This is a genomic window from Enterococcus gallinarum, from assembly GCF_021496385.1.
Lineage (GTDB): Bacteria > Bacillota > Bacilli > Lactobacillales > Enterococcaceae > Enterococcus_D > Enterococcus_D gallinarum.
Genome location: NZ_CP050816.1, coordinates 3,306,119 through 3,318,350 on the forward strand (window position 1 = coordinate 3,306,119; position 12,232 = coordinate 3,318,350).

Genomic DNA, 12,232 nt, shown 5'->3' on the forward strand with positions numbered 1-12,232 from the left:
TTTCTGTAAACTAAAACAGTTGTTTTCCAGCACCATCTAAATAATTCTGCAAAATCATTACTGCTGCTAATTTGTCAATGACTTTCTTACGTTTGGCACGAGATGTATTGGCTTGTTCAACTAGCATTCGTTCTGCTTGAACAGTCGTCAAGCGTTCGTCTTGGTAGTCAACAGGCAAATCAAAACGTTCTTCGATGGCCTTGCCGTAAGCTAGTGAAGCCTCTGCTCTTGGACCAATGGTGTTATTCATATTCTTGGGCAGTCCCACCACAAAACGAGTCACTTCATACTCTTTGACTAATTCTCCAAGACGATCATAGCCAAAGTCATTTTCATCTTCGTTGATTCGAATGATCTCGATCCCTTGCGCAGTCCATCCCATAGGATCACTAACAGCTACACCAACTGTTCGTGAACCGACATCTAAACCCATGACTCTCATTATAGGTTGATCCCGTGATTTCCTAAGTAATAACGAATCAAAACTTCCAAAATCTCATCGCGTTCATGACGACGAATCAAGTTCCGGGCATCCCGATAACGAGGAATGTAAGCCGGGTCGCCAGAAAGGAGATAACCGACGATTTGATTGATTGGATTATAACCTTTTTCTTCTAATGCACGATACACGATAGCCAGTGTTTCACTGATTTCTTTCTTGCGGCTATCATCAAAATCAAACCGTACTGTTTCATCTGTAAAACCCATTTCACGACACCTCTCTTTATATTGTTTTTTAGCACATTGTACGTTTCTATTGTACTCGACGTTTTGTAAAACTACAAACATCTGCACTAGTTTATCTTTATTATAACAAAGCTTTATGATATTTTTGTGAACTTTTTCAAAAAAACCGATATTTCTCTCATTTCGCTAGAATGATCGATAAACATATTGGTTAGCCGGTGCCTCGATGGTTTGTTCTTGGTCAACGACTACCATTGGCAAATCTCGTTTAAAGGGTTGATAGTATTGCGACTGGATGGTTCCTTCAATGTGCAGCCATTGGTCATTCTCGGTAACCGTTTGTTCAGGTAACTCAACACGTAATCCAAAAACACCTGAATCCGCTACACAGTGAATGATCCCAAAACGAAACAGAAAGATTTCATTACGATCATCTTGCGCTGCGTGATAAACAAAACCGTCATAGCTGATTTTTTTCCCGATAAATTCACTTGGATACGTATAGATCAATTCCATGAGTTCCAAATAATTCTCGTCGGTGACAGCAATCGTTTGTTTATCGGCATACTTCGCTAACGAAGTCGTCATTTGCTCGTCATAATCATCTTTATTGTAATAAAGACTAGTATCTGGTTTAAGGTATTGGGTATTCATTTCGGGATCGCCGACAGACTCTTCACTCAGCGGGAAATTAAACCCTTTTGCTTCAACAATGGTCGTATCCAGACTGACTGTTGGGAAAAACAAACCAACAATGATTGGCAATGCTAATAAGAAATACGCAATGATGCGCTGAGATTTTTTTTCGAGTCCATGGTGATGCTCATCTTCATGTTCATCAGGCGTTTGTTTGACCCAAAAATACAACTGGACTAATGCCAAAAATAAAGCGACAATCATCGAAAGAATCGCTAGATAACGATAGTGGACATTGATGAACTGATTCAGTTTTCCTGATACCTGCAAGTACATCATCAACTCAAAATATCCAGATAAAATCAAAAAACGGATCATTGTTTACACCACCCATGCATAAATTGAGACTACAACAGCAATTAATCCCACCATTGTTGCAATAAAACGACCGGTAAAATATCGTTTCATCATCAGAAGATTCTTGATGTCCACCATAGGACCAAAGACCAGAAAACCCACGACTGGACCGGCGCCGAACAGACTAAGCAGCGAAGAACCGATAAACGCATCTGCTTCAGAGCACAGCGACATCGTCAATGCCAAAACAAGCATGACCAATACCGCCAAGAATTTCGTAGAACCCAAAGTCAACATCATTCCCGTTGGCAAATACGTCTGCATCGCTGCTGCAATCAATCCGCCAATGATCAAATACCGACCAGTATCGAAGAATTCATCAATACTGTGTTGCAACAAATGCCGTATTTGATGGGACCATTTTCGTTTCTCAGAACCTGTATCATGAGCATGCCCATGGTGATGTCCTTGATGGGTATCCTCTGAAGCTGTGATCAATTGGGTTTTCAAAATCTCTCGCTTACTGAAATAAGCCAGCCAAACACCTACCACCATTGCCACCAACAAGCTGCCAAGTACTCGCAAAAAGGCAAACTTCGCTGAATTGCCAAATGCGATGAATGTCGAAAAAATCACAATGGGATTCACAATAGGGGCTGTCAGCATAAAAGCAAAAGCCGTGTAAACTGGTACGTCTTTTTTGACGAATTGATTGACGATCGGAACGATTCCACATTCACAAGACGGGAAGAAAACGCCTAAACCACACCCCATTGCAATGGAGGCCAATTTATTCTTTGGCAGGATTTTTGTCACTCGTTCTGGCGTCAGAAAAACTTGCAGCGCCCCTGAAATCAAGCAGCCTAATAAGACAAAAGGCAAAGCTTCAATGACGATGGAGAGAAAGATCACGCTCATCTGCAAAACAGAATTAGGTAAGCTTTGTAACATATATTCAACCTTCTTTATAAAAAAATAATTGCGCTGGAACTACTATACGTTTTTTTGCCTCAATGCACAATGTTTTTTACAGTCTTTGCTGGCACCTTAAAGCTTGCTTTAGTTTTTATTCTTTTCCAGCAGTTTCTTTGACAAGTTGTCCCTCAAAACGTACATTAGACAGAGAATCTGCTTGGAGGAATTTGCATGATACAAATGAATACATTAGATGAACTGCTGACGAAGATAAAAGAAACCCCATTGGCACTTATTTATCTCTCACAGCCGGCTTGCAGTGTCTGCTTAGCAGACAAACCTCGTCTTAATAAATTAGCTTTAGAGAAGAATGTTCCACTTTATGCTGTCGATGTAGCGGAAGTCCCAGAGGCGGCTGGCCAATTTTCAGCATTGACTGCTCCTGTCGTCCTTCTTTATTTTCAAGGAGATGAACGCCACAGAGAAGCACGAATCATTGATTTTAATAGGCTGGCTGCTATTATTGATCGTTATAGGACTGCCTTGACCAAAACCGAGACCATCTCTTATGACGATCTTTTTGATCAACTGATGGAATAAAAAAACACTGTCTTTCCATCACCTACTAGACGCGAAGGTTGATGGAAAGACAGTGTTTTTGGGTTTTATTCTGATTCAGTCGTTTCGTGGTTTTCCGGTTCATCTGTCGTTAAAACGTTGCCAGAATGCAAGAAATAAATCAGTGTTTGTAATTCATTGGTCAAATCAACATTTTGGATCAGCACACCTTTTGGTGCAGTGATGCGCGCAGGCGTAAAGTTCAAGATTCCTTTGATCCCTGCTTTCACAAGCTCATTGACTAAGTCTTGCGAATGTTGTGCGGGAACCGTCAAGATCGCGACATCGATCTGTTGGATCTTCACTTGTTCTTTCATATCGCTCATTGGATAGACAGGAACGCCATCCACGATTCGTCCTACGATATCTTCATTCACATCAAATGCAGCACTGATCCGAATGCTATTGCTCTGATGGAATTTATATTTTAACAGTGCGCTACCTAGATTACCAACACCTACTAGCGCGACATTTGTCATGTGGTCTTCATTCAACGTTTTAGCAAAAAACTGCATCAGGCTTTCCACGTCATAGCCATAGCCGCGTTTTCCCAATTCCCCAAAATAAGAGAAGTCGCGACGAATCGTTGCGCTATCCACTTGGACAGCTTCGCTTAATTCAGTAGATGAAACCTTCAACTTTCCAGCATTGTGCAAGATGCGTAAATAGCGGTAATACAAAGGCAAACGTTTCGCTGTTGCCTTTGGAATTTGATGATCTTTCAAGAAATACTCCCCCATTGTGAAAAATTCACGTGTGATGTAGCTATCATATCAAATAGTTTGCTCAAAAATCAATTTGATTGCTCACAATTTGAAATTTTTTTTATTTAATGATACAATCATTCTTTTTTCATAATCGCTGTTTATCACAAAATGTGATAGACTGATAGTATTGCAACCAAGGAGACAAGTGACTTCAAGAATAGGAATGAATACATATGATACTATTACAAGCAAATCAAATCGCTAGACTATTTGGCGCTGAAGTTTTATTTGAGAATATCAACCTAGAGATTGCCAGCCATTCCCGGATCGCGCTTGTGGGAAGAAATGGCGCCGGAAAATCGACCCTGTTAAAAATCATTGCCGGGATCGAAAGCCCCGACAAAGGAACGATCGCCAAAAATAAAACTGCGACACTAGGTTATCTTGCCCAAGACACTGGTTTAAACAGTACTGCTACAGTCTGGGAAGAAATGTTGACGGCTTTTGCCGGCATTCGACAGATGGAACAGCGGATGCGCTCATTAGAAGTCGCCATTTCAGAAACAGACCCGACAGCAGTCAATTATGATGGTCTATTAAAAGAATATGACCAGCTACAACATGAATTTGCCGAAAAAAACGGCTACGGATATGAAAATGAGATCCGTTCTGTTCTACACGGCTTTAAGTTCGACGGCACTTTTTATGAGCAATACATTGAAACATTGTCTGGTGGTCAAAAAACTCGTCTAGCACTAGCAAAGATGCTGTTGCAAAAGCCAGATATTTTGATTTTGGATGAACCGACTAACCACCTGGATATTGAGACATTGTCTTGGCTTGAAAACTATCTTCAAGGGTATGCCGGTGCTCTTTTGATTGTATCTCATGACCGTTATTTCTTAGATAAAGTCGTCAATGAGGTCTATGAGCTTAGCCGACGGAAAATGCACCATTACAAAGGGAATTACAGTCGTTATCTGGTTTTGAAAGCCGAGCAGCTGCAAAGTGAATGGAAAGCTTTCGAAAAACAACAAGAAGAAATCAATAAATTAGAAGACTTTGTAGCGCGTAATTTAGTTCGTGCCTCCACAACTAAACGGGCGCAAAGCCGGCGCAAACAATTAGAAAAAATGGAGCGGCTCGATCGGCCTCAAGGAGATGAAAAATCCGCAAATTTCCTTTTTTCAATCAGTAAACCTTCTGGCAATGTGGTAATGCAAGTAGCCAACGCAGCCATCGGTTATCAAGAGACTGTTCTATCCGAGCCGATTGATTTGGATGTTCGCCGGAAAGATGCCATTGCATTAGTCGGCCCTAATGGAATTGGCAAATCGACATTATTAAAATCACTGATCCACAAGATTCCTTTGATTCGCGGTGACGTTCATCTAGGTGCCAATGTCTCAATTGGGTATTATGATCAAACCCAATCAGATCTCCATTCAACAAAAACAATCTTGAAAGAATTATGGGATGAGCACCCCACTACGCCAGAAGTAGAGATCCGCACAATTTTAGGAAGTTTCCTTTTTTCTGGTGAAGATGTTGAAAAACCAATCACATTGCTCAGTGGCGGCGAAAAGGCACGGGTCGCTTTAGCAAAACTTGCGATGGATCATGACAACTTCCTGATCTTAGATGAACCGACTAACCACTTGGACATCGACAGCAAAGAAGTACTCGAAAATGCCTTGATTGATTATGAAGGCACATTGCTTTTTGTTTCTCATGACCGCTACTTTATCAATCGAATCGCGACCAAAGTCATTGAATTATCTGAAACCGGCAGCAAATTGTATTTAGGGGACTATGATTATTACGTGGAGAAAAAACTGGAAGAAACAGAACTAGCTGCGATGCAGCAATCTGATGTTCAAGAGAAAGCCATCTCACAAGGCAAACAATCTTTCTTCCAGAGCAAAGAACAACAAAAAGCCATTCGCTCATTGCAGCGTAAAGTCACTCAAATTGAAGCAGACCTAGCCAAAACCGAAGCAGAGCTTGAAGAAATCGAACAAGCGATGACTCGTCCTGACGCATTGAACGACCACGTCCGTTTGTCTTCGCTGAATCAAGCAATGGAGACTGTCCAAGCCACGCAAGAACAGCTGATGGAAGCTTGGGAAAACACGAGTCTGGAATTGGAAGAACTAGAAACAACTGACACGAATCAGTCCACAGGCGGATGACAACCTTCATTCCCTCTGCTTTACTTGAAGTAAGGCAAAAAAGGCACGATACTTCAGGAGGGAAGCTATGAAGAAAAAAGGGAAACAAAGAAAGCGTTATGTCTTTCTTGTTTTGTTGGGTTTATTATTGATTTTTGCTGCATTTATCCGACTTTCTCATGTGAGCTATTCCAGCCAAGATTATGAAGAATATCCCATGATGGATGACATGGATTTTGATCAAGCAGCTTACAATGAACAAGCGAACGAGTATTTACAAGAAAATGGAGTGACTACGCCTCTTTACCTACAAACAAATGAAGAATGGGCTGATTATTCCTATGGTTCAGATGGTACGCAAACTTTAAGCGATAACGGCTGTGCCCTGCTCTCTCTTTCAATGGTACTCGCTTATTTGCGAGAGGATAACGTTTCGCCGCTTGAAGTTTTGGATTGGGCACAAGATAGCTACTATGTCGATGGGCAAGGAACCGATTGGCGGATTTTCTCTGATTTTTCGGATTCCTTTGGTTACTCGTATCACGATTTGGGCATAGACACCGCGCAAGTAGCCAATTATCTGGCAGTTGGACAGCCAGTGATCGTCTCTGTGACCAGTGGAGATTTCACAGATACTGGTCATATCATGGTGCTGGCTGCTATGCAAGACGAAAATGTGGTTGTTTTAGATCCAAACGATACGCCGGAAAAAAAACATTATTTAACGTCCTATTCATTGGAAGAAATCGCTGCTCAAAGTTTACATTTTTGGACATTTACAGAGGACAAAAGTACCAATTTATAAAAAAGAAACTACCTATAAGTTGTCAGGAAGGATCAAGCACGATTACCTCTTTCTTGACACTCTATAGGTAGTTTTTTTATAAATAGTCCTCATCAATGCATGTTGATAATGACCGCGCCTCTTGACAGCTACCTTGAGAAATCTTCGCTTTCTCCTTACAATGGATCCGCTTTCCTTTATAATAGAAGAAAGAAAGGTGTGACGCATATGAAAATCGGAATTCCTAAAGAAATCAAGAACAATGAAAATCGTGTAGCTTTGCCGCCAGCTGGCGTCTATGAATTGGTTCAAGAAGGGCACGAGGTCTTGGTTGAAGCAAATGCAGGTATCGGATCAACTTTTTCAGACGAAGCCTATCGAGCAGTCGGCGCAACGATCGTTGCTAACGCTGCAGACGTCTGGGCGGCTGACATGGTGATGAAAGTCAAAGAACCGCTGCCAGAAGAGTATTCCTACTTAAGAGCGGGATTGCTGTTATTTACTTACCTACATGTTGCTGCCAATCCAGAATTAGCAAAAGCGCTCATGTCCTCCAAGGTTCGAGCGATTGGCTATGAGAATGTCCAACTGGCTAATGGGACGCTGCCTCTCCTCTCTCCAATGAGTGAAATTGCTGGTCGAATGGCAGTTCAGATCGGCGCACAATTCTTAGAAAAAATCTATGGCGGCAAAGGAGTCCTCCTGTCCGGTGTCCCGGGCGTTCGAAAAGGTCAGGTCACGATTATTGGTGGTGGCGTTGCCGGAACCAATGCCGCGAAAATGGCGTTAGGGCTAGGTGCGCAAGTCACGATTCTCGATGTATCCATCCCACGCTTACAAGAATTAGACCAGCTATTTGACGGACAAGTTCAGACACTCTTCTCTAATCGTTTCAACATTGAAGCCGCTATTCAACAAGCAGACTTGGTGATTGGCGCCGTCTTGCTGCCAGGCAAAAAAGCGCCAAATCTAGTAACTCGTGAGATGGTGAAAACCATGGCAGAAAAATCAGTGATTGTAGATATTGCGATTGATCAAGGAGGCATTTTTGAGACAGAAGATCGTGTCACTACTCATGACGATCCTACCTACATCCAAGAAAATGTGATCCATTATGCTGTTGCCAATATGCCTGGCGCAGTTCCACAGACTGCTACATTGGCATTGAGTATCGCCACATTACCCTACGCTAAACAATTAGCTGCCGATCCTGAAAAGGCATTAAGAACAAACGCTGCACTGGCGCGTGGTGTCATCGCATTTGACGGTCACTTCACGTTGAAGGAAGCCGCACAAGATCTGGCGATCGATGCCGTCGATCTCTCAGAGCTGATTTAGTTTTCTCAGCAAAAAAGTGCCAGCTCAACAAAATCGTACGCTGCCATGGGACAATCCTCCCATGGCAGCGGCTTTTTTGATACGAGCTTTTTTGACCGGAGCTTTTTTATAGAGGCTTTTTATAGAGGCTTTTTATAGAAGCTTTTTTGAGAGGGAGAGTTTTATCATGAGAATTTCCTTTTTTCACTAGCACATAACCCGTATCTATGCTATATTCATACATAAAAAAATTCAGCGTACCCTGCGTATGCGAGGAGGAATGACGTGTTAACGAAAAGCCAAATCCAAGCCTTCCCTAAAGTAGAATTGCACTGCCATTTGGATGGATCGATTCGTCCAGAAACATTACTTAAGATCGCCAATCAGCAAAATCTGCCTATTCCACAAGAACTGTCGATCCTTGAAGAACGGATGCAAGCCCCCCAAGACTGTTCTGATCTTAATGAGTACTTGGAACGCTTTGATTTTGTTCTTCCTTATCTCCAAAGTGAATTTGCATTAGAAGCCGCAGCGTTTGATGTCATGGAACAAGCGTTTGAAGATGGTGTCGCGTATATCGAAATCCGCTTTGCTCCTAGTCAGTCAATGGAACAGGGTCTTTCCTGCCCACAAACGATTCAAGCAGTAGCTAGAGGGATCGCTCGTGCGGAGTCCATCTATCCGGTAAAAGGGAATATCTTGATCATCGGGATGCGGCAAGAGTCTGCTGCTGCAATCTCCCAGATTTTTTCGGAGTCTGTTTCTGAAGAGAAAGTCGTGGGCATCGATTTAGCTGGTCCTGAAGAAGATGACTATGTTCCCAAATTAGCGCAAACTTACCAACTTTTCATAGACGGTCAAAACGTGCAATTGACATTGCATGCCGGTGAATGCGGCTGTATCCGTAATGTCTATCAAGCAATCGAAAGTGGTGCAAAACGCATTGGCCACGGTATCATTTTGAAAGGGGATAAGAAAGCCCAAGATTTTGTCTCCCGCAATCAAATCTGTATTGAAGGTTGTCCTACTAGTAATGTGCATACCAAAGCCATCACGGATTATCACCAATATCCTTTCAGGGAATGGCTGACAGCTGGGGTCCCTTTTTGCTTAAACACAGATAACCGCACCGTTTCTAAAACAACATTGACTGATGAATACATACACATGACCCGTCACTGCCAAATGTCGGAAAGTGAGCTGCGCTTATTGAATGAGACCGCCGCCCGCCATTCCTTTGCCAGTGAAAAAGAGAAAGAACAGCTGATCCATAGGATTCGTCATTGGCAGATCAACGAATAAAACAGCCTCAATTAGAACGTATCATTCCCAACAAAAAAAGAAGCGACAGATTAACGTTTAACGGGACAGAACACAAACAGCCTCATCGCATATTTTGAGCGTTAATTCAGAATATTGGCAGGATTATGCGCTAGTGTCTGTTTGTCCCATTCTAACTTATGCTGTCGCTTCTTTTAAATAAGCGTGCTCTCTAAATGTGTTCGCGGTTAGAGGCAATCACTTCTTTGACGTCAAATGATTTTTTTGCCAATGGGTTCATTCGATTCAGCTTAGCCCCTCTATCATAGCAACCGCCCGTTTGATTCCTTCATCTTTTGTTCCCTCCAATACGACATAGCAATAAGGTTTGTATTGGTCAACGATTTGTAAAATGGCTTGATAAGGAATGATTCCTTCTCCTAAAGGGACAGAAACAATGCGGTCCTCTTCAATCACGTAGTCTTTCAAGTGGAGACAGACAATTCGTTCACCAAACTTCTCAAAGGCCTCTGCAACGATTTCTACTTGTTTACTTGCCGTTTCTGGAGTGATGAGATTGGTAGGGTCATAGACGATGCCCAGAAAATCAGAAGGAACGCTTGCGATCAATTCCTGAATTCGGTCATTGGAAAATAGGGGGTGATTTAATCCCGCTTCGATCCCAACCATTGTTTGATAACGTTCCCCGGTTTTTACCAACCGCTGGACAACAGTTACAAGCTCATCAAAAACTTCATCTGTGAAATTTTCTTCACTGTAACCAAGTGTGGGAATAACGGAACCCGTTTCCGAAGCAACCATTGACGCCCCAAAATAGCGTGCATGAAAAAGATAGCGTTCAAATTTCTGCAGAATTTTTTCTCGTTCATGAGGATCTGGATGAATCAAATTACTATAGCAGCTCAACAATGCCACTTGAACATTCTGTTGCCCAAATTCATTTTTAAAAAAAGTCCCCATTCCCGGATTGATCTGGGCAGCAGCACTAAGTTCCGGAAATGAAGCATTTAGTGCAAATTGAACATTTTTGATGCCTTTTTCAGCGATTTGACAAGCGAGATCTTGTGGATCACAAACCTTGGTTAAGTCGTGGCCACGAACAGCGAGATTAAACATCTTTTCATTCCTTTCTTCTACTAAGTGTCTGATTCGTTCAACAAATGAGCTTTTTAGAGTACCAGTTATCCTAAGAAGAAATGCTATTATCTAGTTCTTTTGAGGACGTAGTAAAACTTTTACGTGTGTGCCTGAATGAAACACTTTCCGTATGGGCACACTCTGGAAACATCGTACATCCTTTGAAATAGCTATGTTTTTGCTTATTCCATTTTTGGACAATAAACCCTGATTCACATTCCGGACATTTGACTACTTGTTCTGGCAAACTATTTAAAAACATGTGCTTTTCCATTGTTTCTGGGATCAATGTGTTCAACAACTGCAATAACCCGTACCTGTCATACCATTCAATGTTTTGTGCTTTTTCATTCTTCTCGATCTCTAAATAAACATGGGGATTAAATAAAGATGTTGTGATAAAAAGTTTATTTGTCCAATTTTTATCTGAGATTCCTGAATATTTATTGACAAACTCTTTTGTGATCAAGTTGGGTGCTTTCGTGTTCAAGCGGTAATGTTTGGCTTGAACAGCAATCCGTTCCGCATCTTTGCTTAAAATCAAGTCTACATTGTCATCACCAGTGTAGACCTGTTTGCCTTGCAGATAGCTTTTTCTGGTGATCTCAACATCGTAGTTTGCTAGCCGAAAGACCGCTGCCAAAAATTGCTCAAAGGCATCCCCTTGCTGTTTCCGTCCTGCAGGCGTTGTGTCATACTCTCTGTCCATATGATTCAAAAAGTCCATAACGATCGATTCATCTTCGTTTTGTTCAAAAGAAAGCCCTTTTATTTCTCTGTGTTCTTTAGATACTACTTCGAATGATTGTTCTACTTTCCCAGTTTTTCGTGTAAATTTTTGCAAAAATTGTTGAATCATGCTTCCTCCTCCAGATTGTTTATCCACTTTGTTGCTATATTTATAATACCCCTAAACAAACTAGATTCATAGATTTTTATGAAATCCTGTCTTTGATAAGCAGCATTGCATATCTAGCTAGACTCTTTAAAAATTCTACTGTTACACTACTATCACCAGTAGAAGCGCAGAGACGATGTTCCATCAAAAAAAGAGTCCCTTTTTATTCACCTATTTATTTTGTTTGCTCAAAAAAATAGAGCCCTCCTCACAAAATTGCAAAGAAGGATCTATTTTTTAGCCATATCTATGTTTGATGTCACTTATCAGAAAAATAAGTGACATTAAAATTTCTTTTATAGCAAGTTTCTTTTTTCCATTTCATCTCGATACAACTTGTACACTTCATTACTTTGTTTTTCATGACTTTTGTAAAAAATTCCATAAGAAAATATGGCTTGCATCGTATTATATTGATTTGACTTTGCAACAGAATGATACAAGTTTACAAGTTGTTGATCTGTCATCTTATTACTCTTCAGTCGTTTTTTAACGGCTTTTTGCGACAAGCTAAATAAAACAGAAGTAACCAATTGATAAATAACCCAAATAACTAAGATAACCAATACAAACTTTACTAAATCTGGCACAACATTCCACTCCTTAGGCAAACGGTTCAGCAAAGCGAATGATAGCTGTCATCAAACATTCGCTTTCCCATTCATTTGTTTTCTAATTCAGGAGTTGTTTCGTATCTACTTAACAAGTCACTAAATTAGCTATA

General features: G+C 41.2%; 13 protein-coding genes. 5 read left to right on the forward strand and 8 right to left on the reverse strand.

The features are described 5' to 3' along the window. Nucleotides 1–10: 10 nt before the first annotated feature. The 4 genes from ruvX to HED61_RS15975 form a co-directional block, all read right to left on the reverse strand. On the reverse strand, nt 11–442 hold the full coding sequence (ruvX, locus tag HED61_RS15960; RefSeq protein ID WP_005471772.1) for a Holliday junction resolvase RuvX: 432 nt from the start codon (nt 440–442) through the stop codon (nt 11–13). Next, entirely contained in the window at nt 442–708 is a 267-nt protein-coding gene (locus HED61_RS15965) for an IreB family regulatory phosphoprotein (protein ID WP_003127496.1), read from the reverse strand. Before HED61_RS15965 ends, ruvX begins: the two co-directional genes overlap by 1 nt. 165 nt (nt 709–873) lie before the next feature. After that, nucleotides 874–1,701, reverse strand: coding sequence for a TIGR03943 family putative permease subunit (locus HED61_RS15970; RefSeq protein ID WP_029487208.1), 828 nt, complete (start codon nt 1,699–1,701; stop codon nt 874–876). 3 nt (nt 1,702–1,704) lie between these two features. Continuing rightward, nucleotides 1,705–2,631 (reverse strand): permease, encoded by a 927-nt coding sequence (locus HED61_RS15975; RefSeq protein ID WP_003127494.1) that lies wholly within the window; start codon nt 2,629–2,631, stop codon nt 1,705–1,707. Between the two features lie 195 nt (nt 2,632–2,826). Between HED61_RS15975 and HED61_RS15980 the strand changes: the two genes are divergently transcribed. Continuing rightward, nucleotides 2,827–3,195 carry a thioredoxin family protein gene (locus tag HED61_RS15980; RefSeq protein WP_156248190.1) on the forward strand — a complete coding sequence of 123 codons (369 nt, stop codon included), beginning with the start codon at nt 2,827–2,829 and terminating at the stop codon, nt 3,193–3,195. Nucleotides 3,196–3,260: 65 nt separating this feature from the next. Here HED61_RS15980 and HED61_RS15985 read toward each other — a convergent pair whose 3' ends face one another. Continuing rightward, the gene (locus tag HED61_RS15985) at nt 3,261–3,938 is read right to left on the reverse strand and encodes a redox-sensing transcriptional repressor Rex (protein WP_060813607.1); all 678 of its coding nucleotides are present in this window, start codon (nt 3,936–3,938) and stop codon (nt 3,261–3,263) included. A gap of 215 nt (nt 3,939–4,153) precedes the next feature. On the opposite strand from HED61_RS15985, the gene HED61_RS15990 reads away from it, so the two are divergent. The 4 genes from HED61_RS15990 (at nt 4,154) to add (ending at nt 9,494) form a co-directional block, all read left to right on the forward strand. Then, nucleotides 4,154–6,112: an ABC-F family ATP-binding cassette domain-containing protein gene (locus tag HED61_RS15990; protein ID WP_219645071.1), complete on the forward strand. Its 1,959-nt coding sequence runs from the start codon at nt 4,154–4,156 to the stop codon at nt 6,110–6,112. 67 nt (nt 6,113–6,179) lie between these two features. Then, nucleotides 6,180–6,896: a C39 family peptidase gene (locus tag HED61_RS15995; RefSeq protein ID WP_176333204.1), complete on the forward strand. Its 717-nt coding sequence runs from the start codon at nt 6,180–6,182 to the stop codon at nt 6,894–6,896. 207 nt (nt 6,897–7,103) lie between these two features. Continuing rightward, complete coding sequence (gene ald, locus HED61_RS16000) at nt 7,104–8,213, forward strand: alanine dehydrogenase (protein WP_219645070.1); 1,110 nt, start codon at nt 7,104–7,106, stop codon at nt 8,211–8,213. 264 nt (nt 8,214–8,477) lie between these two features. After that, nucleotides 8,478–9,494: an adenosine deaminase gene (gene add / locus HED61_RS16005; RefSeq protein ID WP_003127488.1), complete on the forward strand. Its 1,017-nt coding sequence runs from the start codon at nt 8,478–8,480 to the stop codon at nt 9,492–9,494. Nucleotides 9,495–9,758: 264 nt separating this feature from the next. On the opposite strand, the gene HED61_RS16010 is transcribed toward add, so the two are convergent. The 3 genes from HED61_RS16010 to HED61_RS16020 form a co-directional block, all read right to left on the reverse strand. Then, complete coding sequence (locus HED61_RS16010) at nt 9,759–10,589, reverse strand: sugar phosphate isomerase/epimerase family protein (protein ID WP_219645069.1); 831 nt, start codon at nt 10,587–10,589, stop codon at nt 9,759–9,761. Between the two features lie 70 nt (nt 10,590–10,659). Continuing rightward, complete coding sequence (locus HED61_RS16015) at nt 10,660–11,469, reverse strand: restriction endonuclease (RefSeq protein WP_029487211.1); 810 nt, start codon at nt 11,467–11,469, stop codon at nt 10,660–10,662. A gap of 335 nt (nt 11,470–11,804) precedes the next feature. Continuing rightward, complete coding sequence (locus HED61_RS16020) at nt 11,805–12,098, reverse strand: hypothetical protein (RefSeq protein ID WP_005471757.1); 294 nt, start codon at nt 12,096–12,098, stop codon at nt 11,805–11,807. Between the last annotated feature and the right edge of the window lie 134 nt (nt 12,099–12,232).